The organism is Vibrio sp. MM46, from assembly GCF_027587135.1.
Classification (GTDB): Bacteria; Pseudomonadota; Gammaproteobacteria; order Enterobacterales; family Vibrionaceae; genus Vibrio; species Vibrio harveyi.
Genome location: NZ_JAPPTO010000006.1, coordinates 130266 through 152304, shown reverse-complemented (window position 1 = coordinate 152304; position 22039 = coordinate 130266). Strand labels below are relative to the sequence as shown.

General features: G+C 45.3%; 16 protein-coding genes. 12 read left to right on the top strand and 4 right to left on the bottom strand.

Annotation, left to right across the window (positions count from 1 at the left end; translation table 11 throughout):
• Nucleotides 1-91: 91 nt before the first annotated feature.
• From grpE to dnaJ, 4 genes are all read left to right on the top strand, one after another.
• A complete protein-coding gene (grpE, locus tag OH459_RS09025) occupies nt 92-688 on the top strand; it encodes a nucleotide exchange factor GrpE (RefSeq protein WP_005447652.1) in 597 nt (198 codons plus the stop codon).
• 420 nt (nt 689-1108) lie between these two features.
• On the top strand, nt 1109-2383 hold the full coding sequence (locus OH459_RS09020; RefSeq protein ID WP_005447650.1) for a dicarboxylate/amino acid:cation symporter: 1275 nt from the start codon (nt 1109-1111) through the stop codon (nt 2381-2383).
• Between the two features lie 301 nt (nt 2384-2684).
• A complete protein-coding gene (gene dnaK, locus OH459_RS09015) occupies nt 2685-4601 on the top strand; it encodes a molecular chaperone DnaK (protein WP_005447648.1) in 1917 nt (638 codons plus the stop codon).
• Between the two features lie 202 nt (nt 4602-4803).
• Nucleotides 4804-5952, top strand: a complete 1149-nt coding sequence (gene dnaJ / locus OH459_RS09010; RefSeq protein WP_005447647.1) for a molecular chaperone DnaJ — start codon at nt 4804-4806, stop codon at nt 5950-5952.
• Between the two features lie 132 nt (nt 5953-6084).
• Here the strand turns inward: dnaJ and OH459_RS09005 are convergent, their stop codons facing one another.
• Nucleotides 6085-6519 carry a type IV pilin protein gene (locus OH459_RS09005; protein ID WP_005447645.1) on the bottom strand — a complete coding sequence of 145 codons (435 nt, stop codon included), beginning with the start codon at nt 6517-6519 and terminating at the stop codon, nt 6085-6087.
• 103 nt (nt 6520-6622) lie between these two features.
• Here OH459_RS09005 and OH459_RS09000 point away from each other — a divergent pair, with 103 nt between their 5' ends.
• From OH459_RS09000 to tadA, 6 genes are all read left to right on the top strand, one after another.
• Nucleotides 6623-7138, top strand: a complete 516-nt coding sequence (locus OH459_RS09000) for a GspH/FimT family pseudopilin (protein ID WP_026138335.1) — start codon at nt 6623-6625, stop codon at nt 7136-7138.
• A gap of 9 nt (nt 7139-7147) precedes the next feature.
• Complete coding sequence (locus OH459_RS08995) at nt 7148-7774, top strand: PilW family protein (RefSeq protein ID WP_005447638.1); 627 nt, start codon at nt 7148-7150, stop codon at nt 7772-7774.
• Entirely contained in the window at nt 7774-9081 is a 1308-nt protein-coding gene (locus OH459_RS08990; RefSeq protein WP_005447637.1) for a hypothetical protein, read from the top strand. The genes OH459_RS08995 and OH459_RS08990 overlap by 1 nt, the downstream gene beginning before the upstream one ends.
• Complete coding sequence (locus OH459_RS08985; RefSeq protein WP_005447635.1) at nt 9071-9481, top strand: type IV pilus modification PilV family protein; 411 nt, start codon at nt 9071-9073, stop codon at nt 9479-9481. The genes OH459_RS08990 and OH459_RS08985 overlap by 11 nt, the downstream gene beginning before the upstream one ends.
• 289 nt (nt 9482-9770) lie before the next feature.
• A complete protein-coding gene (locus tag OH459_RS08980) occupies nt 9771-11330 on the top strand; it encodes an AbgT family transporter (protein WP_005447634.1) in 1560 nt (519 codons plus the stop codon).
• Between the two features lie 377 nt (nt 11331-11707).
• Nucleotides 11708-12241, top strand: coding sequence for a tRNA adenosine(34) deaminase TadA (gene tadA / locus OH459_RS08975; RefSeq protein ID WP_005447631.1), 534 nt, complete (start codon nt 11708-11710; stop codon nt 12239-12241).
• Between the two features lie 503 nt (nt 12242-12744).
• Here the strand turns inward: tadA and mltF are convergent.
• Nucleotides 12745-14349 (bottom strand): membrane-bound lytic murein transglycosylase MltF, encoded by a 1605-nt coding sequence (mltF, locus tag OH459_RS08970; RefSeq protein ID WP_005447627.1) that lies wholly within the window; start codon nt 14347-14349, stop codon nt 12745-12747.
• Nucleotides 14350-14672: 323 nt separating this feature from the next.
• On the opposite strand from mltF, the gene purL reads away from it, so the two are divergent.
• A complete protein-coding gene (gene purL / locus OH459_RS08965) occupies nt 14673-18569 on the top strand; it encodes a phosphoribosylformylglycinamidine synthase (RefSeq protein WP_269986414.1) in 3897 nt (1298 codons plus the stop codon).
• Between the two features lie 232 nt (nt 18570-18801).
• Nucleotides 18802-19104: a DUF3622 domain-containing protein gene (locus tag OH459_RS08960; RefSeq protein ID WP_005447624.1), complete on the top strand. Its 303-nt coding sequence runs from the start codon at nt 18802-18804 to the stop codon at nt 19102-19104.
• 89 nt (nt 19105-19193) lie between these two features.
• On the opposite strand, the gene OH459_RS08955 is transcribed toward OH459_RS08960, so the two are convergent.
• Nucleotides 19194-19616: a hypothetical protein gene (locus OH459_RS08955; protein WP_005447623.1), complete on the bottom strand. Its 423-nt coding sequence runs from the start codon at nt 19614-19616 to the stop codon at nt 19194-19196.
• A 179-nt stretch (nt 19617-19795) separates the two neighbouring features.
• On the bottom strand, nt 19796-21976 hold the full coding sequence (locus tag OH459_RS08950; RefSeq protein ID WP_269986413.1) for a TonB-dependent receptor domain-containing protein: 2181 nt from the start codon (nt 21974-21976) through the stop codon (nt 19796-19798).
• Between the last annotated feature and the right edge of the window lie 63 nt (nt 21977-22039).

Below are 22039 nucleotides of genomic sequence, written 5' to 3'. Positions count from 1 at the left end.
GCAAGTTACCTAAATATGCGAATTTTTATGTGGTTAAAGCCCACAAAACGTGAGTGGCTTTAAGGGCATTAAGTTGAATTCTGGAGATATCATGAGCAACGAAGAAAACAAAGTTACAGAAGAAGAGCTTGATCAAATCATCGAAGAAGCTGAGAAAGTAGAAGCCGCAGCGCAAGAAGCTGAAGCAGAACTTGAAGAAATTGGTGATGAGAAAGACGCTAAGATTGCTCAACTAGAAGCAGCACTACTGTCTAGCGAAACAAAAGTGAAAGACCAGCAAGATGCGGTTCTTCGCTCTAAAGCTGAAGTAGAAAACATGCGTCGTCGTACTGAGCAAGAAATCGATAAAGCTCGTAAGTACGCTCTGAACAAATTCGCTGAAGAACTACTTCCAGTTATCGATAACCTTGAGCGTGCAATCCAAGCTGCAGATGCAGAGCACGAAGTGGTTAAGCCAATTCTTGAAGGTGTTGAGCTAACACACAAGACGTTTGTAGACGCAGTATCGAAATTTGGTTTGAAAGAGATCAACCCAGAAGGTGAAGCATTCAACCCTGAATTCCACCAAGCTATGTCTATTCAAGAAAGCCCAGATCACGAATCAAACACAGTTATGTTTGTGATGCAAAAAGGCTATGAGCTAAACGGTCGAGTTGTTCGTCCTGCAATGGTTATGGTTGCTAAGTAATCAAATAACTCATTGATATAAATATATTAAAACGCCTGCTATTCAATAGCGGGCGTTTTTGTTTCAAACATCTCTATAACATATTCATCTCTCTGAATATGTGCGAAAAATGAAATTTGATCCCCTTCAAATTTTTTCTTATTGGTAAAAAATTTTCCAATAAGGGATATCCTTTCTTTATCTTGCTTACTTATGGAATGGGTGTGTCTATAAGTACCTGTTATCACTCGCAATCAAAATTTAATTCTGAATATGAATGTAGATCTAGTGGTTTACTTTTAATGTTATTTATTAACAATCCTGTAAAGAAAGTCTTTATTTTGTAACTGTGGTGTGTATTATTCGCGAGGTCTGCCGTAAAAACCAGCAGATGTAACTATAAAAGCATAAATAGCAAACACAACATTTTGGAGATTTATGATGGATAAATCGCTTTCTAGCAAGATTTTTATCGGCTTGTTTGCGGGTCTTCTGATCGGTACTGCAATTCAGTATCTTTTTAGTGGCGTTGCTCTCTTTGATACATATTTACTTGGCGCAGCGGAAGGCGCTGGTGGTATGTTCGTATCATTGATTAAGCTGTTAGTAGTACCTCTTGTTTACGTATCTATCGTATGCGGTATCGTGGACCTAAAAGACATCACGGCTTTTGGTCGTCTTGGTGGTAAAACCTTTGCTCTATACATTATCAACACCATCATCGCGATTACTGCGGCACTGACTGTTGGTCTTATTTTCCAACCGGGTGCTGATGCAAATCTGGCAGGCACGATTTCAGAAACTGTTAACTTAACAACAACTGAAACACCTGACATTTTCTCGTTGGTTGTAAACATCGTTCCAAGCAACCCTGTACAAGCGTTTGCAAATGGCGACATGTTACAAATCATTTTTATGGCAATTTTGACAGGTCTTGCTATTCAAGCTTTGGATTCTCGAGGCGGTCCGGCAATTCGTACGTTTAAAATGGCGAACGAAATCATGATGAAGCTGGTTGGTCTAGTAATGAGCCTTGCACCTTACGGTGTATTTGCTCTGATGATTCAACTAGGTGCAACACTGGATGCAAACACGCTGATGTCTGTTGCTGGCTACGTAGCACTTGTTGTTGCAATGCTAGTGTTCTGGATTTTCTTCTTCTACCCAATGGCGGTAGGTATTGCGACGGGCACTTCACCAAAAGCGTTCCTACGTGCAACTCGAGAGCAGATCCTATTCTCACTATCAACTGCAAGTTCAAACGCAACTATCCCGGTAACAATGCGCACGCTAACTGAGAAGCTTAAGGTTTCTAAGTCGGTTGCTGGTTTCGGTGTACCGCTGGGCGCAACAATGAACATGTCTGGTGTTTCTATCTATATCGCACTAGCAACTATGTTTGTCGCAAACGCGTTTGGTCAGCCAATCAATACTGCTGATATCTTTACTCTTGGTCTAACTATCTTGCTACTTTCTATCGGTGCTGGTGGTGTTCCGGGCGGCGGCGTAGTGATGGTAGGTGTTCTATTACACCAACTAGGTCTTCCACCAGAAGGTTTAGCAATCATTGCAGCTGTAGACCGTATCAACGATATGTTCTGTACTTCATCTAACGTAGTTGGTGATACAGCAGTAAACACTATTGTTGCGAAGTCTGAAGGCGAGATTGGTAAAGAAGAAGTCGTAGACGCAGAGCCTGCACAAGCAAGCGCATAATTTGCAATACACTCTTAGTTGAAAAGCGAGGCTATATGCCTCGCTTTTTCTTTTATAGAAACGAGAATCGAGATTGAAAAGTCGAAAGGGGCAGAGTTGCGCTCGTCTCTCGCCTTTTGCGCAACTTTTTTTTGTTTTTTTTCACTCTCTCCCTTGAAAAGCCATTTGCAGCCCTTATCTATTGGGCATAAGAGAAGCAAACAACATTACTTTAGTTTGTGAGCAAGGGTTGAAACCCGATTCTAAGTCCCCACATAGGGGATATAGCAAAACAAAATAGAATTTATTCGGAGATAGCCTGATGGGTAAAATCATTGGTATTGACTTAGGTACTACTAACTCATGTGTTGCTGTACTAGACGGCGACAAACCACGTGTAATTGAAAACGCAGAGGGTGAACGTACTACTGCATCGGTTATTGCTTACACTGACGGTGAGACGCTAGTAGGTCAACCAGCGAAACGTCAAGCAGTAACTAACCCAACTAACACGCTATTTGCAATCAAGCGTCTAATTGGTCGTCGTTTTGAAGACGAAGAAGTTCAGCGTGACATCGAAATCATGCCTTACAAAATCGTTAAGGCTGACAACGGTGATGCATGGGTAGAAGCAAAAGGCCAGAAAATGGCGGCTCCTCAAGTATCTGCTGAAGTACTTAAGAAAATGAAGAAAACTGCTGAAGACTTCCTAGGTGAGGAAGTAACTGGCGCAGTTATCACAGTTCCTGCTTACTTTAACGATGCTCAACGTCAAGCTACTAAAGACGCTGGTCGTATTGCAGGTCTAGAAGTTAAACGTATCATCAACGAACCAACAGCGGCTGCTCTAGCATACGGTCTAGACAAGTCAGGTGGCGACCGCACTATCGCGGTATACGACCTTGGTGGTGGTACATTCGATATCTCTATCATCGAAATCGATGAAGTTGAAGGCGAGAAAACATTCGAAGTTCTAGCAACTAACGGTGACACTCACCTTGGTGGTGAAGACTTTGATAACCGTCTAATCAACTACCTAGTAGACGAGTTCAACAAAGAGCAAGGCATCAACCTTAAGAACGATCCACTAGCAATGCAACGTGTTAAAGAAGCAGCAGAAAAAGCGAAAATCGAGCTTTCTTCTACTTCTCAAACTGACGTAAACCTACCTTACGTTACTGCTGATGCAACTGGTCCTAAGCACATGAACATCAAAGTGACTCGTGCGAAACTAGAATCTCTAGTTGAAGACCTAGTACAACGTTCTCTTGAGCCACTAAAAGTTGCTCTAGCTGACGCTGACCTATCAGTAAACGACATCACTGACGTAATCCTAGTTGGTGGTCAGACTCGTATGCCTATGGTTCAAGCGAAGGTTGCTGAGTTCTTCGGTAAAGAAGCTCGCCGCGATGTAAACCCTGATGAAGCAGTAGCAATGGGTGCTGCAGTTCAAGGTGGTGTACTTGCGGGTGAAGTTAAAGACGTACTTCTACTAGACGTTACTCCACTGTCTCTAGGTATCGAGACAATGGGCGGCGTAATGACTAAGCTAGTTGAGAAAAACACGACTATCCCAACTAAAGCGAACCAAGTTTTCTCTACAGCAGAAGACAACCAGAGCGCGGTAACTATCCACGTTCTTCAAGGTGAGCGTAAGCAAGCGTCTTTCAACAAATCTCTAGGTCAATTCAACCTAGAAGGTATCCAAGCAGCACCACGTGGTATGCCACAAATCGAAGTTACTTTCGACCTAGATGCGGATGGTATCCTACACGTTTCAGCGAAAGACAAGCAAACTGGTAAAGAGCAGAAGATCACTATCCAAGCTTCTGGTGGTCTAAGCGATGACGACATCGAGAAAATGGTTCAAGAAGCAGAAGCTAACAAAGAAGCGGACAAAAAGTTCGAAGAGCTAGCAACTGCACGTAACCAAGCTGACCAAATGATTCACGGTACTCGTAAGCAAGTAGAAGAAGCTGGTGAAGCTCTACCTGCAGAAGAGAAAGAGAAGATTGAAGCAGCTATCTCTGAGCTAGAAACTGCACGTAAAGGTGATGACAAAGAAGCGATCGACGCTAAAGTTCAAGCGCTAATGACTGCAGCTCAAAAGCTAATGGAAATCGCTCAACAACAAGCTCAAGCGCAACAAGCACAAGGTGCTGACGCTGGTGCACAACAGTCTCAAGAAGACGATGTTGTTGATGCTGAGTTCGAAGAAGTTAAAGACGACAAGAAATAATATTTCTTAACTAGGCGGCTTATGGTCGCCTAGAGTCGATAAGACTTTTGTGTGCGGGCGTTTGGGGTAACTCTTACGCCCGTCTGTTTGTCCAAGCTGTCTTTCTAGTTAAGTATTTTGCAATAAGTGCACTTACCTAGAACGATACAAACACCAAGCGGTAAATCATGCCGTTTGCAGTAATTAATTGGTGACGAAGAACATGTCAAAACGTGATTTTTACGAAGTATTAGGCGTAAGCCGTGATGCCTCTGAGCGCGATATCAAAAAGGCGTACAAGCGTCTAGCAATGAAATACCACCCAGACCGTAACCAGGGTGATGAATCTGCTGCGGATAAGTTTAAAGAAGTAAAAGAAGCGTACGAAATTCTCACTGACCCTCAAAAGAAAGCGGCGTACGATCAGTATGGTCATGCTGCTTTTGAACAAGGCGGTGGCGGCTTCGGCGGCGGCGGTTTTGGTGGCGGTGGTGCTGATTTCGGCGACATCTTTGGTGACGTTTTTGGCGATATCTTTGGCGGCGGTCGTCGTGGCGGTGGTCAGCAACGTGCACAACGTGGCGCAGATCTACGTTACAACATGGAACTGTCGCTAGAAGAAGCTGTTCGTGGCGTATCGAAAGAAATCGAAGTACCAACGCTTGTTCATTGTGATACCTGTGACGGTAGCGGTGCGAAGAAAGGTTCTTCAGCTGAGACTTGTGGAACCTGTCATGGTCACGGTCAAGTTCAAATGCGCCAAGGTTTCTTTGCTGTGCAGCAAACCTGTCCTACCTGTCATGGTAAAGGTAAGATCATCAAAGACCCTTGTAACGAATGTCATGGTCAAGGTCGCAAACAGAAAACTAAGACACTTAACGTTAAGATCCCAGCAGGTGTTGATACTGGCGATCGCATTCGTCTATCTGGCGAAGGCGAAGCTGGAGAAATGGGTGCACCAGCAGGTGACCTATACGTACAAGTTCACGTGAAAGAGCACCATATCTTCGAACGTGAAGGCAACAACTTGTATTGTGAAGTGCCAGTTAGCTTTGCTATGGCTGCTCTAGGTGGTGAAGTTGAAGTTCCGACACTAGATGGTCGTGTGAACCTTAAAGTACCAACAGAAACGCAAACAGGACGTATGTTCCGTATGCGCGGTAAAGGGGTGAAAGGCGTTCGTGGTGGCGGTGTTGGTGACCTAATCGTTAAGCTTGTAGTAGAGACTCCAGTTAACTTGAGCGCTCGTCAGAAAGAATTGCTTAAAGAGTTTGATGAATCTTGTGGTGGCGATGCCGCAACTAAGCACAAACCAAAATCTGAAGGCTTCTTCAACGGCGTGAAGAAGTTCTTTGATGACCTAACAAGCTAATTGCTGGTTAGTTGAATCCAATAAAAAGCCTGCTGTGATGCAGGCTTTTTTGTATCTGCTTTCTTTTTATTTAAAGTGACTTTATGGCATCGAACTTGTCGTCTAAGTTGTCTTTATCTATTCTCGAAAGGGCTAATCCCAACATGCACTCGGTGACTCTATGTTGGTGGACGTTAGGGTTATTTTATTTACCCCACTAGGGAAACAGTTATCACCGTTTTGCCCTAAATCGGCTTTTGCCGTCGCTTCGATAACATAAGCTGCGCTGGATGTGCTTGCGATACTAAATGAAAAGCGATTTGAATCGGAGTCGCAGATCGTACAAGTCCCGCCAGAGATGATGCTACTCCAATCGTACCCACCGTTGTAAGAGGTTTCTAGCTCCAGTTGTATGCGACTGATATCGCTTAGAGCAACGGTGCGATGTGCCGTAATGGTGTGGTTGGTATATGACGGATAAGCGATAGCCGCGATGATTCCAATAATCACAACTGCTATCAGTATTTCGATCAATGTCATCCCTCTAAATCGTTTGTTGTATCCGTTACAACCAGAAATTCGAATCATGACGAGTAGTTTCCTTTTCACTTTTCCGCCTATTTTTCTCAGGTGATAGCATCTGCGCAAGATGAATTACGGTCCTCTTGCCGTTTGCATAGGAATTTGGGAAATGCCTCGCGGGTTTACATTATTGGAGCTTCTGATCACTATCGCCGTGCTGAGTGTTTTGCTCACGGCTGCTGCTCCTTCTTTCCAAAATGTTTTTGAAACCAACAAAATGCAGCGCTTAGCGAATGAACTGCATGGTTTTGTTATTCAAGGTAAGTCAGAAGCGGTATTGCGCCGAGAGAGGCTTTGGGCACACCTGATCATGTCTGGAGGTTCATCCAGTGATGGTAATTGGCGCATTGAGCTCACAGATAATAGCTCCGAGGGAGTCGGTACGGTTTTATTCTCGTTTTCAGGCGCGCCTTACAAGGGCATTGTGGTTACTCCGAGCTACGCTTCAGACCAAATCAGTTTTGATGACGTCCATGGTCGCCCTTCTTCAGGCAACATTCGCTTTTACCCGGTCGGAGAGTCTTCTAAAGCCTTAAAACTTATCTCTCACACTTTGTCTGCGCGTGTCCGGGTATGCAGCGACAACAACAATACCGAGTTCTTCGGCTATTCAACCTGTTCTTGAGGAGTGAATATGTATAAGCAGAAAGGCGCGAGCCTCGTCGAGTTTATGATTGCATCCTCTTTAGGGCTGATTGCTCTAGCTATTGTTGGATCGCTTTACATCAGTGGACAAAAAGTGGCGATGGAGCGTTCCAAAGAGCTGATGTTACTGCAAAACACGGGCAGCGTACTAGCGATGTTAAGAAACGATATCCAACGAGCTGGCTTTAATGAAAGTGGCAGTGATTCAGTCAAAATTTCAGGAGCGACCGATACGATTTACACTCTTGATACTCCGGGGATGGGGTTGATTGCATATGCCTATCAAGTTGGGACTTCAGGTGCAGCACCACTTTATAAAAATGTTGTATATGAGCAGCGGATTAATACGCCCGAGTCTTTGTTTGTCTGTGAGAAAAAACAAACGACGATATGGAACGTCAGTCAAGTTATTGCGCTTTCTGGTACCGGTACATGCAATACGCTTTTTGATAAGAGAGCGATTCATATTAACCGCTTTGATCTTGCCGCTCGCACTCTGAAAAACACAGATGCTGAAAGCGCGGTAGTCACCATTACCTTAGGAACGGAATTAGTTGGCGCAACAAGTGTTCAAACAGAGCAGTCGTTTACCGTGAAGCAGAGGAACTGGCAGTAATGAGAAATCAACAGGGAGCCGCAGCATTATTAGTTGTGAGCGTGTTGCTGGTTGCGGCATTAATGATGTCACTGGGAAGCTACAAGTCCCTTTTCTATCAAATCAAACGTGCCAACAATCAAATTGAATCCAGACAAGAGCATTGGCGTGCAGAAGGCGGGTTAGAGTGTGTTTACAGCAAAACCAAACTAAATAAAGAATTGCCAACTAACGTCAATGACTGCATCACAGCGATGGGACTTGATGCACTTACATTTTCCTCTGGTCCTTCAAGTCTCGTGACTTCAACGATTGGTCATCGGGAAACGAAAAAGACCATCAAGTTGCCTTCAAGTAGCGGGGCGGGGGCGATCAAATCTAAATCTGATCTGGTTATTAATGGTTCATATACGAGCTCTCCAGATCCGAGTAAAAGTCTCGGTAGTAATTTGTGGGAGTGCACCTCCGTTCTTTATTACAACTTTTTCTACGCTACCAGTGTAAGTACTTTTCACCCTTATCAGCTATCCGACAAACCTTATTCAAGTTTCCCTGATAGTCCTGCTGGACAGGAACAAAAATGTGCATCTACACACTACAGTTGGGGCACAAGTGTTGCGGCATCTAAGAGCGATTATCGCCAGTCTTCGGACATGGACCCATTTAAAGATGTCTTTGATGTCCCGCGTAGTGAATGGTTCGATGTGATGTCTGATAGCTCTTTGTTTGGATATGTACCTTTGTCGTTGAATGGTATGACATTGGACTCTGAAGCGGATCTTCCTTCTCCGGTATTCAATGATACTTGCGCGGAGGGGATAGTTAGCAATATCGAAAATGGAAAAGATCTCATTTGGGTTTACGGTGGTTGTGAAATAAACACGGCAGATTTCACGAGTATAAAGAACGCAATAGATAACAGCCTAGGGGGCAACGGAATAATCCTAGTTGTTCAAGACGGTATTTTTTCTACGATAGGGACACAGAATTTTAAAGGTATGCTTTACCATTTTATTTCTCCACTGTATGTCGACCCGACAACCGGGGCTACATTAGATTTTACCGACTGGGCAGCTTCCGCGAATGACCCAGCATTGGATGGCGTTATCGCGGCTTTAGATGCAACAGTGCCTATGGAAAAGACAAAGATTGGCTATTTTCAGCACGGAGCGTTTAACCCATTAGGAGGTTTTGTCATGGACGCGCCTGGAACATTTGCACTCTTCAATGCGGCTTTATCCTTCCAATACAATCGTGATGTGATTGACGAACCTTGGAAGAAGCTAAAGAAAGTATATTGGCAAAAGGGGTCTTGGAATGATCTCTAGACAACAAGGCTTTAGTTTAATTGAGGTGCTGATTTCTTTTCTTTTATTGGGCATTGGGGCGCTCGGACTCACTAAACTACAAATTTACATGGAACGTGAATCGGATTATGCGATTCATAGTATCGAGGCGTTGAGACTGGCTGAAAATCAACTTGAGTGGTTCCGCTCTCGTGGTGCTTCTGAGGCGATGTCTACCATTACGCCTGCCAATTTTGCTTCGATTGCAACCGGATCTTCTGCTAGTGGATCTTATGTTGTTGAGTGGGAAGTTCCAGCAGCTACGGTTTCAGGATCGCTTAAGACCATTACTATCAAATCGAGTTGGGTTGACCGAATGGGGGAAACGCAATCAGTTGAATTGAAAACTATGATTTCGCGTCATAGTGAATTCGAAAAGTGATGGATTAGGTATTCCTCTTATAATTACTTTTATCGTTAATATTGACGCTTTTTATTGCTAAATTACGTGGTTAATGGGTGGTTTTACAACTGTTAATGCGAATGGTGTGCTACTGTTTTTTTTATGTTTAATTGATATGGCGTTTTTGCAAAATATGTCTCCAAATATGGAAAAAAACATAGAACCTTGTGCTTTCTGAGGCGCTATTTACTAGAATGCTCTGTTGAAAATAGGCCGTTATAATTATTCAAATAGGCCATGGCACCAACATCATTCATATGGAGTTACGATGAGTAACCAAGCAGTAAATAAGGCACCGTCACCGAAGCCGAGCGGGATGGATCGCTTCCTGAACTTTATCGAACGAGCAGGTAACAAAATTCCTGATCCAGCGATTCTGTTCTTCTGGGCACTAATCATTACTTGGGCTGCGTCTGCACTTTTGTCGAATGTTTCTTTCGACCTTCTAAATCCTCGAACTGGCGAAGCTCTCACAATCACTAACCTTCTAACAGGCGAAGCACTAGCAAGTTTCCTTGCTAACATGGTGACAACGTTCACTGGCTTTGCACCACTTGGTATCGTTCTTGTAGCGATGTTGGGTGTAGGTGTTGCCGATTCTTCTGGCTTCATCACCACTGGTCTTAAGAAGATGCTGAACTTCACGCCAGCTAAACTTCTTACTCCAATGCTCATTCTTGTAGCAATCGTATCGCACACTGCGGCGGATGCGGGCTACGTTCTAGTTATTCCTCTTGGTGGTATCATCTTCCACGCGGCTGGTCGTCACCCTCTAGCGGGTATCGCGGCAGCGTTTGCAGGTGTATCGGGTGGTTTCTCTGCAAACTTCATCCCTTCAGGTATTGATCCTCTATTGGCTGGTTTCACACAAACAGCTGCACAGGTTCTAGATCCTGAGTACGTGGTTAACCCACTAGCAAACATCTTCTTTACTGGTCTATCTTCAGTAATCATTGTTGCTATCGGTTGGTACGTAACTGAGAAAATCATCGAACCACGCCTAAAGAACACACCAATCGACGAAGACGCAGAGAAAGCACCAGATCTAGGTTCTTTCACTGAGCTTGAGTCTAAAGCGTTCCGTTACGCTGGTTGGGCAATGATGGCGGGTATCGCTCTTCTTGTTGTGGCGCTTATTCCAGAAAACTCTGCACTGCGTTCACCTGAGGGTGAGATCACTGCGTTCTCTGCGCCAATCATGAAGTCTATCGTTCCGTTGATCTTCATCCTGTTTATCATTCCGGGTTACGTTTACGGTCGCGTTTCAGGCACGTTCAAGACAAGTAACGACATCATCAAAGCTATGGCGGATACTATGTCTACTATGGGCGCATACATCGTAATGTCGTTCTTCTGTGCACAGTTCCTATCAGCATTCGCGCAATCAAACATCGGTACGATGCTAGCGCTTTACGGTGCAGAAGGTCTGAAAGCAATGAACCTACCTGGTGAAGCTACTATCATCGGTATGATTCTTCTAACAGCTTCTGTAAACCTTCTAATCGGTTCTGCATCGGCGAAATGGGCTCTTATCGGTCCAATCCTAGTTCCTATGCTAATGGCTGTGGGTATCTCTCCTGAGCTATCTCAGGCGGCTTACCGCGTAGGTGACTCTGTATCGAACATCATTTCACCTCTGATGGTATTCTTCCCTCTAGTCGTGGTTTACTGTCAACGTTACGTGAAGTCGACAGGTATCGGTACGCTAGCATCGCTAATGATGCCATTCTCGATTGCAATGCTAATCGGCTGGTCAGTATTCCTAGTGGTTTACTGGATGCTAGGCATTCCTCTAGGTATCCAAGCGCCATACACTTACACAATGTAAATACCGTCATATTTGGCGCTGTAGCGTTGTTAACTGCGCAAGTTCACCCTAATCACATAGAGCCTCTATGCTCATAGGGCTGAACTTGCTTGTTGCCTAGCTACAACACCAACTATTTAGGTATTGGTAATTCGAAAGCGCTGGTCGAGAGACTGGCGCTTTTTTGTTTTGGGAGTCGGAACGGACTTTGCCCTTCGGGATACAAAATAAAGAGATCCCCAACTCGCTCGTACCTCGCTCTTGAGGATGACGATCAAACTGCTTTGAATCACGGTATTTGCACCCTAACAGGCAAAATCATCCCGCTTCCACTTCCCCTCTTTGAAGGTTAAAATCCACTTTCAATCACGATCTATCCCAAATTCCGGAGCTCCCTTTTGTCAGATTCTCAGTTTTCTCCTCAAGACGAACTATTTATGCGCCGTGCGATGGAGCTTGCCGAGCAAGCCGAAGCTGAAGGGGAGGTACCAGTTGGCGCTGTGTTGGTAAAAGATGGAGAGGTTATTGCGGAAGGTTGGAACCGTTCTATTTGTGCTCACGATGCAACCGCACACGCCGAGATCCAGACATTACGAAAAGCAGGAGAAGCACTAGGTAACTATCGACTGCTTGATACGACTTTGTATGTCACGTTAGAGCCTTGTCCTATGTGTGCTGGTGCGTTGCTACATAGCCGAGTAAAGCGAGTGGTTTACGGTGCGCCTGATTTAAAAGCAGGGGCAGCAGGGACGGTATTGAATTTGTTCGAAAGCCAAGCGGCATACCATTACGCAACAGTAGAAAATGGATTGCTAGAAGAGGAGTGCCGCGCTCAGTTGCAAGCGTTCTTTAAGCGTCGTCGTAAAGAAATTAAAGCCAAAAAACAAGCGCAGAAAGCGTTAGATAATGAGCAGGATACAAAGGGCGAATAAATTCAGGCGAGTAAATTAAGGTTCGCAGCAATAATTCATCTCTTTAGCAAACACCTACTCGGAAGTAGATGTTTGCTTCAAGTTCTCAGTGATTCACTAGGTGAACGAAAACACGGTTACGTGCACTGACTTTCTTTTTCATACACGTAAGCTTGCGCTTACGGCGGTTAGCAGCCACTGTCTTATTCAAACGTTTTGACTGCACTCTGCGTTTTCTCATAATCAGAACCTCTTGCAGACAACGAACACATTCTCCGACACTCGCATAGCAAAGCGTCCGATTCATTATCAATTGATGACATTATGGTGATGCACACTTCCGATGAAGGTGACATCGAGTGAGGAGAGGTGACCAAAAGAACTTACTTTTCTGCGCGCTTCGTATTGGTATGCACCAAATAGCAACGCAAACTAGATAAGCTCGAAAGACCGGATTCTAGATAACTTTTTTTGTTGACTCAACAAAAAAATAGCGAGCTGTGAGCTCGCTATTTTCGAAAGGTTTATTCCGCCCCTGAAACAGGAATAGGTTCGGTTTTCGTCTCTGGTTTTTGCACTTCATTTGGTGTTGTGCTTTTAGCCCCTGAAACTTGCTCAGCCAAGGTTTCAACCGCCCCAGAAACCAATAGGTTTGGATCGAGTGGCGGAATGACCTGAAGATCTTCCGTATCTTCGTCAATGGCTGGTTTCTGACTGACATGACCAATGATCGATTGATAGTAACGGCGGATGTTTTCTACGTAGTTACGTGCTTCATCACCACGGGCATAACCGTAACGGGTTTGGCTGTAATAACGTTTCTGACGCAACAATGGTAGACGCTCTTTTACATCTGCCCATGCGTTTGGATCGCCGCCTTGCGCTTTAGTCAGGCGTCGTGCGTCCATCATATGACCATAGCCAACGTTGTAAGATGCCAACGCAAACCAAATCTTTTCGTGTTCATTAATGGAATCTGGTACACGAGCGACAATACGACGCAGGTATTCCACACCACCTCGAACAGACTGTTCTGGGTCAAGTCGGTCCGTTACTCCAACGCTCTTCGCAGTAGGCAATGTAAGCATCATCATTCCACGTACACCCGTCGGTGATTTTGCTTTTGGTTTCCAGTGGGACTCTTGGTAAGCCAATGCGGCGATCAAGCGCCAATCAAACTCTTCGCTGTATTTTTGGAATAGTGGTGCCCACTTAGGCAGGCTGTTGTCTAGCGCTCGGATAAAGGCGCGAGTATCGACATAATCAAATGCTTCAATATGACCGATGTACTTTTCTTCTAGTGTCGCCAACTCGCCTGACTGCTGGATATTGCCAAAGAATTCAATCAGCATCGCGTATAAGCTTTCATCTTCAGAGCGGCGAGTAAACCAAGAGACGGGTTGGTCTTCTGTTAGCTCAAAAGCAAGTGCAAGATCTGGGTATAAACGTTGAGCTAAAGACAATTCGACCGAGTCAGTTACAGTAAAACGCAGTTCACCCGTCGATACGTGTTTTAGCAAATCGCGAGTGTCTGCATCGCCAACAATCTCGAATTGAAGCTCTGGATATTCTTTTTGTAGTGACGTTAGTGTCGGAACAAACTGTGATTGTTCAACGATCTGTAGCGTTTCTGCACCTGCATTGGCATTTTCATCGACAGCCTTTTCATCTTTTGATTCTTGATACTTGATGAGCTGATCAATGTCGCGAGGACGAAGTTGTCCTTTCTTATATACCACCTGTTGGCTTACGTAGTAGTAGGCAGGTCCCGGACGGAAACGTTGCACCGCTTGCGAAGTTTGATTCAAACCTGTCGCAATGATGTCGATATCGCCTTTTTTGAGGGCAGGGAATAACTCGGCTTGACGGAAAGCAGGTTTGATTTCCAATTTCACGCCTAGTTGTTCTGCAAATTTACGTGCCAGTTCGTAATCCAAGCCAGCAGGACCGTCTGGACCAATGTAGTAGGAGAGTTGGTTATTTAGCGTGCCAACACGTAGGACACCACGCTCTTGGATTTGCTCGAATTCACTTTTAGGTTCCGACTCAATCTGACAGGCAGAAAGTAAAAGCACAGAAGCGAAAAGTAGGGCGCTGCGCTTGAGTCGGTTGAACTGACTTATTTGCATTAATTCGGTACGTCTCGATAAATTTCTAGTTGCCTTTATATCAAAGCGCGCTGGTGGGGCAAAGTGAATCAGACAGATAGAGTGCGACATTGTGTGATTTATCGACATTTTAGTCGTAATTCAAATTTGGCAAAAAAAATGACGCAAACGGTTGCTTTTGGTGTTACATCACAAAAACAATTGCTATATAATGCGCTCGCAACGAAGAGGTGGCATCGGCATAGGTTTGAAAAACCTTCGGGAATAGCTTCGAAGAAAACAGTATAACCCACTGAATTTATTCCAATATCACCTTAATCACTTGCAATAAGAGACCTAAGCACATGAGAATTTTGCGTGGCTCCCCAGCTCTTTCTGAGTTTCGTGTTAATAAACTACTGGAACTATGTCGTGAACAAGATCTGCCTGTCACTGGCATTTACGCAGAGTTTATGCACTTTGCGGATCTAAAGTCTGACCTTGATGACCAAGAGTTGGAAAAACTGGAAAAATTGCTGACTTACGGTCCAACGATCGAAGAGCATGAGCCAGAAGGTCTTTTACTTCTTGTGACTCCTCGCCCGGGCACTATTTCGCCTTGGTCTTCTAAATCTACAGACATCGCCATCAACTGTGGTCTAGACAAAGTAAAACGTCTTGAGCGCGGCACAGCATACTACGTAGAAACAGCGACGCCTCTTAACGATGCTCAAATTGCAGATGTAAAAGCGCTCATCCATGATCGCATGATGGAAGTTACTTTTACTGACTTCGACGACGCAAGCGCATTATTCCAAGCTGCAGAACCTGCACCAGTGGCAGACGTTGACCTATTAAACGGCGGTCGTGCTGCGCTTGAAAACGCAAACGTTACCCTAGGTCTTGCACTTGCAGATGATGAAATAGAATACCTTTACGATGCGTTCGTAAATAAGCTTGAACGTAACCCGACTGATATTGAGCTAATGATGTTTGCACAAGCGAACTCAGAGCACTGTCGTCACAAGATCTTCAATGCAGATTGGACTATCGACGGTGTTAAGCAAGAGAAGTCTCTGTTCAAGATGATCAAAAACACATTTGAAACCACACCAGAAAACGTACTGTCTGCGTACAAAGATAACGCAGCAGTTATGGTGGGTTCAGATGTAGGTCGTTTCTTCCCGAACCCAGAAACTCGCCAGTATGGTTACAGCCAAGAGAAAGCGCACATCCTAATGAAGGTGGAAACGCACAACCACCCAACTGCTATCTCTCCTTGGCCGGGCGCTTCTACTGGTTCAGGCGGTGAGATCCGTGATGAAGGCGCGACTGGTATCGGTGGTAAGCCAAAAGCAGGTCTTGTTGGCTTCACTACTTCTAACCTACGTATTCCTGGTTTTGAGCAGCCTTGGGAAACAGATTTCGGTAAGCCGGGTCGTATCGTTAACGCTTTAGATATCATGCTAGAAGGTCCACTTGGTGGCGCGGCGTTCAACAACGAATTTGGTCGTCCAAATCTACTTGGCTACTTCCGTACTTACGAAGAGAAAGTTAACTCTCACGCAGGTGAAGAGGTTCGTGGTTACCACAAGCCAATCATGATTGCTGGTGGTATGGGTAACATCCGTGACGAGCACGTTCAGAAGAAAGAGATCCCCGTAGGTGCAAGCCTAATCGTACTTGGTGGTCCTGCAATGAACATCGGTCTTGGCGGTGGTGCTGCTTCTTCAATGGCATCTGGTCAATCAGCAGAAGACTTAGATTTCGCTTCAGTACAGCGTGAAAACCCAGAGATGGAGCGTCGCTGTCAGGAAGTGATCGACCGTTGTTGGCAACTTGGTGATGCTAACCCAATCGCATTCATCCACGATGTGGGTGCGGGCGGTATCTCTAACGCACTTCCAGAGCTTGTCGACGATGGCGAACGTGGTGGTATTTTCCAACTGCGTGACGTACCAAATGACGAACCAGGCATGAGCCCACTTGAGATCTGGTGTAACGAATCTCAAGAGCGTTACGTAATGGCGGTTGCGCCAGAGAACATGGAAGTATTCGATGCAATCTGTAAGCGTGAGCGCGCACCATACGCAGTAGTAGGCATCGCAACTGAAGAGCGTGAGCTTAAACTTGAAGATTCACACTTCGAGAACACGCCAATTGACATGCCAATGGATGTGCTTCTTGGTAAGACGCCTAAGATGCACCGTGATGCGAAAACGCTAAAAGCAAACAACCCAGCGGTTAACCGTGACGGCATCGAGCTGAACGAAGCCGTGGATCGCGTTCTACGCCTTCCAACGGTTGCAGAAAAAACATTCCTAATCACTATCGGTGACCGCACGGTAACAGGTCTTGTCGCGCGTGACCAAATGGTTGGTCCGTGGCAGGTTCCAGTAGCAAACTGCGCGGTAACTGCAGCAAGTTACGACACTTACCACGGTGAAGCAATGTCGATGGGTGAGCGTACACCAGTTGCTCTATTAGACTTTGGTGCATCGGCTCGTCTAGCGGTTGGTGAAGCAATCACAAACATTGCAGCGACAAACATCGGTGATATCAAACATATTAAACTGTCTGCAAACTGGATGTCTCCAGCAGGTCACCCGGGTGAAGATGCAGGTCTTTACGAAGCGGTGAAAGCGGTAGGTGAAGAACTATGTCCAGCACTTGGTCTGACTATCCCTGTGGGTAAAGACTCAATGTCGATGAAGACTAAGTGGGAAGAGAATGGCGAGCAGAAAGAAGTAACGTCTCCGCTATCTCTAATCATCACTGCGTTTGCTCGTGTTGAAGATGTGCGTAAAACAATCACACCTCAGCTTCGCACAGATAAAGGTAATACTAGCCTTGTTCTAATCGACCTAGGTAACGGTCAAAACCGTCTAGGTGCAACGGCTCTAGCACAGGTTTACAAGCAGCTTGGTGATAAGCCAGCAGACGTAGATAACGCAGCACAGCTAAAAGGTTTCTACGAAGGCGTTCAAACTCTAGTTGCGAACGATCAAGTAGTGGCTTACCACGATAAAGGTGATGGCGGTCTATTCGTTACTTTAGCTGAGATGGCATTCGCAGGTCACTGTGGCGTTAAAGCTGACATCGCTGACCTAGGTGACGACGCTCTAGCGGCACTATTCAACGAAGAACTAGGTGCGGTACTTCAGGTTAAGAACGATGACCTAGACGCTGTACTTTCTACTCTTGCAGCAAACGGTCTTGAGGCATGTTCACACGTAATCGGCTCTGTAGAAGCATCTGATGAGCTAGTGATTACTTCTGGTGAGACAGTAGTTCTTGAGCGTAACCGCACTGAACTACGTACTATCTGGGCTGAGACAACGCATAAGATGCAAGGTCTACGTGACAACCCAGCATGTGCTGACCAAGAGCACGAAGCTAAGAAAGACAACTCGGACCCAGGTCTGAACGTTAAGCTAAGCTTCGATGTGAACGAAGATATTGCAGCGCCATATATCGCAAAAGGCGCTAAGCCTAAGATGGCTATTCTGCGTGAGCAGGGCGTTAACTCTCACGTAGAAATGGCAGCAGCGTTTGATCGTGCAGGTTTCGAAGCGACTGATATTCACATGAGCGACATCCTAACAGGTCAAGCGGCTCTGGATGAGTACCACGGTCTAGTGGCTTGTGGTGGCTTCTCTTACGGTGACGTACTTGGTGCGGGTGAAGGTTGGGCTAAGTCTATTTTGTTCAATGCACAAGCTCGTGAACAGTTCCAAAGCTTCTTTAATCGTGACAACACATTTTCTCTAGGTGTGTGTAACGGCTGTCAGATGTTATCGAACCTGAAAGAGCTAATCCCAGGTGCAGACCTATGGCCACGCTTTGTTCGTAATGAATCTGAGCGTTTTGAAGCGCGCTTTAGCTTAGTTGAAGTTCAGAAGTCTGATTCTGTATTCTTTGACGGCATGGCGGGTTCTCGTATGCCTATCGCAGTTTCTCACGGTGAAGGTCGTGTAGAAGTACGTGATGCTGACCATCTAGCAGCGATTGAAGCATCAGGTACCGTTGCGGTTCGTTACGTGGACAACCACGGTAATCCAACGCAGCAATACCCGAATAACCCGAACGGCTCGCCAAACGCTATTACGGGTCTAACGACTCAAGATGGTCGTGTCACAATCATGATGCCGCACCCTGAGCGTGTGTTCCGTACAGTAGCGAACTCATGGGCTCCAGAAGGTTGGGGTGAGAATGGTGCTTGGATGCGTATGTTCCAAAACGCACGTAAGAACATAGGCTAATTACGACGTAGTCCAAGGTTAACGAAAAGAATAAAGCGCTGGTTGAAAAACTGGCGCTTTTTTATTTAAGGGAATCGAGAACGTCTCCCGTCTCCCTTAAAAAACTTGCAGCGTTTCGGTAACTTTTATGCTCTAATACCGCGCTTACCAAGGGATGGTGTTAAACAGCTCAGCTTAGATGGAGTTATCAAGTTGACCGAATCCCTGATTAATCCCTTAGGAAATGAAAGAAATGTCTAAAAATCCAAAATTTGCTATCCGCGTAACTGAAAAACGTAACGGCTGGAGCGCAGAGATCACTCGTCAAGTGACATCTCGTAAGACAGTAGTATCAAAACGTGAAACTGGTTTTGACAGCGAAGAGAAAGCACAAGCTTGGGCTGAGCAAGAACTAGCGGGTTTTGTTCAAAACCAAGTTGTTCGTAACGAGCGTAAAGCAGCACAGCGTCAAGAGCGTGAAGCTGAGCAACTAGCGGCGAAAGTTCGCAAAGAAGAAGCTCGCAAAGCGCGTGAAGTAGAAGCTGACGAAGAGTAATCTCAGCCTACTAGATGGCTTATCTGTGCCGTCGATTATGAATTAAAAAGTGCCCTGAGATCATCTCGGGGCATTTTTGTTTGTGTCGTTTAAAAGCAGTCCGAAGATACCGAGAAGCTCACCGAACCTTCTGCAGGGGCTGCAAATTGCTTATTACCAGCAAGCAATTGAGGATTATTCGAATAGGTTCGATGCTTGTGGCTGTTTTTGGGAGTATGTACGGGCGGCAAATCGATGTTATGCAAGCCGTCAGAAAGATCTTTGGCTTCCCCATAATCATAATCTCTCGCTTCCGTAATCTCTCCTTTTGTGTATTGGCAATGATCGGGTTTGCCATCTTCTTTCCACGTTAAACCATCTGTTTGAGCATCAAGATCTAAGTTGTCTGTCACAGTGGCAGCGTAATGATCTTCTAATTGCTGGCGCTTACTGTGTTCTTCCAAATATTGAGAGATATTGTCTTGTGAAATACTCGCTGCATGCGGAGAGGCTAGGGCAGCGACAAATAACATTTGTTTCCATGTCAGCGTTTTTCTTCGAAGGCTCATAAGTCTCGTATGTAAAATGAGGGTGATAGACCCAAGTCACTCTGGCTGAATCAAGCATTTTGAGGTTACTTGGATATAAATGAAAACTCGGAGCCATTCATAGCCCCGAGCTGGTTGAAGACCAATACAGATAATGTGATTAATTAGTACTGGTAAGTCAGTTTAAGTTTAACTTCACGACCCGGTGAAGGCACGCCGTTAGATAGGTAGGCTTCATAGTAACGGTCAGTTAGGTTTTTCACGACCGCTCCAACACTCAAGCCTTTGACTTGTTGCACATCCCAAACGACATACGCATTTTGCAGCGTATATTGCTCACTAGGCGATTTTACTTTCAGGTTGTTACCCTCTGCCTTCGTTTTGGTTTGTGCATCGTACCAACGTACTTCCCAACCTGAACGTAGACCTGGGAGCCATTCGTAACCGAAGCCTAGGTTGATGTTCAATGGTGGTACATCTGGGTGATCGTCATCAGAACCAGTGGAGTCAGATAGACTACCTTTGTTTTTACCACGTACGTAACTCGCTGAAAAATCAGTATAGAAATCTGAAATACGGTACTGTGAAATCAACTCAAAACCGTAGTTTTTGAACCCATCTAAGTTCGTATTCCAGCTTTGGTTTTCTGTACTGTTTTTATCTAGATTTGCACCTGTTCGGATATCGACCGTGTCATTTACGTCGTTGTAAAACACGGTAAACTCCGTTGCAAGGTTGTCACGGTCACTGACGAGACCTTCGGTTAAATTGATCACGCTCGCTTGGTAGGCATGAATACGCGAAACATCCAGATCTCTTGCTGTCGCCGTAGCGCGGGCATATTGTACAGAGTAGATGTTATCAACCGTTGGCGCTTTTAATGCGTATGCGTAAGAGAAATTCAAACGCGTATTATTAGTGGCATCAAAATCGATATCGAGACGCGGACTAAAGCCTTTATGGCTCGTCTCACTGTAGTCATGTCCAGCCGCCGGGTCGTTGTAGTCTGGCGCTGCATTGCCTTTACCTTCGCTGGTGATGTATTCATAACGCAAAGATGGCGTGATGGTTAGACGATCGGTCGCTTGGTAATGGTCTGCTACATAAGCGGCGTAAATCGTCTGTATACCCGATGGTTCGTAATAAGGCGTGTACCAGCCGTAGTTCTTTGCTTCTTTTTTTGCATACGATTTATTGAAGACCAGTGAATCGCGATCAGTTTTTTGGTACTGAAGACCAGTGACTAGTGCGTGATCTCCAATTTGTGCTTGGTTGAAGACATCAACATAATCGCGTTCGTAACTTAGCCAAGACTCGTGACCGTAGCTGCCGACAGAGACGAACATTTTTTCGAATGCAACATCAGGGCGTACCCAGTGGCGATCGTTTTCAGAGCGTGCCATTTTGATGTTGAAATCAATGTAAGGATTGGAAGGCATGTAATGGTAAGAGAGCGTTGTCGTATTGTCGGTGTATTTGTTGTCGACCGTGTACGCGTATTTCGCCTTCTCCAATGAGCCATATTTTTTGATGTTGTAGTCGGAAATATTCGGCATTTTTCCACGACGGTTCGCCCAAGGTTTGCGGCCTTCGTCTTTGTAGCGCGTATGACTGATTTCGAACTCGTGGTCGTCATTTTCATAGCCGACTTTCACTAGCATGTTTTCTTGCTCGTAACCCGAATAATCCAACGTTTCACCGCCGCCAACTTGGATGTCATCTGAATCTTTTACCGAGCCATTGGCTAAGAAGTAGAAGCCGGCGTCGTTCTTGCCGTATAAGGACAAGGTGTATGAGTTTTCATCACCATTATTGTTATAGCCAGTGGAAACACGAGCACCAAAGTTACGATCGCCATCGAGGAGATCATCGACACTTTTCGTTTTGATACGGATGGAGCCACCAAATTTACCATTCAATGCGCGATAGTCGTGCGCGCCTTTGATGATCTCTGCCTCACCAATTAAGAACGGGTCAAAGAAGAAGGTTCCGTAACGGTATTGTTGGAAGCCGATAGGTGCGCCATCAACAAATACAGCGATGTCACTTGGGTCATCAAAACCGCGGATATTGATACGTTCCCCCCCAGAGCGAGCACCACCATCTAATGTTGCTCCTGGCACGGAGTCGATCATATCTGCAAAATTGGAATACTGCTGTTCCTCGATAAGAGACCAATCAATGGTCGTTTGAGCAGGTTCTGCAACAGTGATTGGTTTCGCGTAATGCACACCAATGACTTCAAGCTCTTCATCTGAGCCTTCTGCTGCATAGGAAGCAAGGGAGTTGAGCACTGCGAGCGAAACAAGGCTTACCTTGAAGCCATGAGTGGATAAACGTTTCATATTCGTCATTTATAGTAATTTGATTAGGCGAGGATTATATGAATGCTGAACAAATTAATAAAT

Coding starts and splice junctions, on each gene's coding strand:
- OH459_RS08980 (WP_005447634.1), top strand. CDS start 9,771: ATGAGTAACCAAGCAGTAAATAAGGCACCGTCACCGAAGCCGAGCGGG.
- OH459_RS09000 (WP_026138335.1), top strand. CDS start 6,623: ATGCCTCGCGGGTTTACATTATTGGAGCTTCTGATCACTATCGCCGTG.
- grpE (WP_005447652.1), top strand. CDS start 92: ATGAGCAACGAAGAAAACAAAGTTACAGAAGAAGAGCTTGATCAAATC.
- mltF (WP_005447627.1), bottom strand. CDS start 14,349: ATGCAAATAAGTCAGTTCAACCGACTCAAGCGCAGCGCCCTACTTTTC.
- OH459_RS08985 (WP_005447635.1), top strand. CDS start 9,071: ATGATCTCTAGACAACAAGGCTTTAGTTTAATTGAGGTGCTGATTTCT.
- dnaJ (WP_005447647.1), top strand. CDS start 4,804: ATGTCAAAACGTGATTTTTACGAAGTATTAGGCGTAAGCCGTGATGCC.
- OH459_RS08990 (WP_005447637.1), top strand. CDS start 7,774: ATGAGAAATCAACAGGGAGCCGCAGCATTATTAGTTGTGAGCGTGTTG.
- OH459_RS08960 (WP_005447624.1), top strand. CDS start 18,802: ATGTCTAAAAATCCAAAATTTGCTATCCGCGTAACTGAAAAACGTAAC.
- OH459_RS08995 (WP_005447638.1), top strand. CDS start 7,148: ATGTATAAGCAGAAAGGCGCGAGCCTCGTCGAGTTTATGATTGCATCC.
- OH459_RS08950 (WP_269986413.1), bottom strand. CDS start 21,976: ATGAAACGTTTATCCACTCATGGCTTCAAGGTAAGCCTTGTTTCGCTC.
- OH459_RS09005 (WP_005447645.1), bottom strand. CDS start 6,519: ATGATTCGAATTTCTGGTTGTAACGGATACAACAAACGATTTAGAGGG.
- OH459_RS08955 (WP_005447623.1), bottom strand. CDS start 19,616: ATGTTATTTGTCGCTGCCCTAGCCTCTCCGCATGCAGCGAGTATTTCA.
- dnaK (WP_005447648.1), top strand. CDS start 2,685: ATGGGTAAAATCATTGGTATTGACTTAGGTACTACTAACTCATGTGTT.
- OH459_RS09020 (WP_005447650.1), top strand. CDS start 1,109: ATGGATAAATCGCTTTCTAGCAAGATTTTTATCGGCTTGTTTGCGGGT.
- purL (WP_269986414.1), top strand. CDS start 14,673: ATGAGAATTTTGCGTGGCTCCCCAGCTCTTTCTGAGTTTCGTGTTAAT.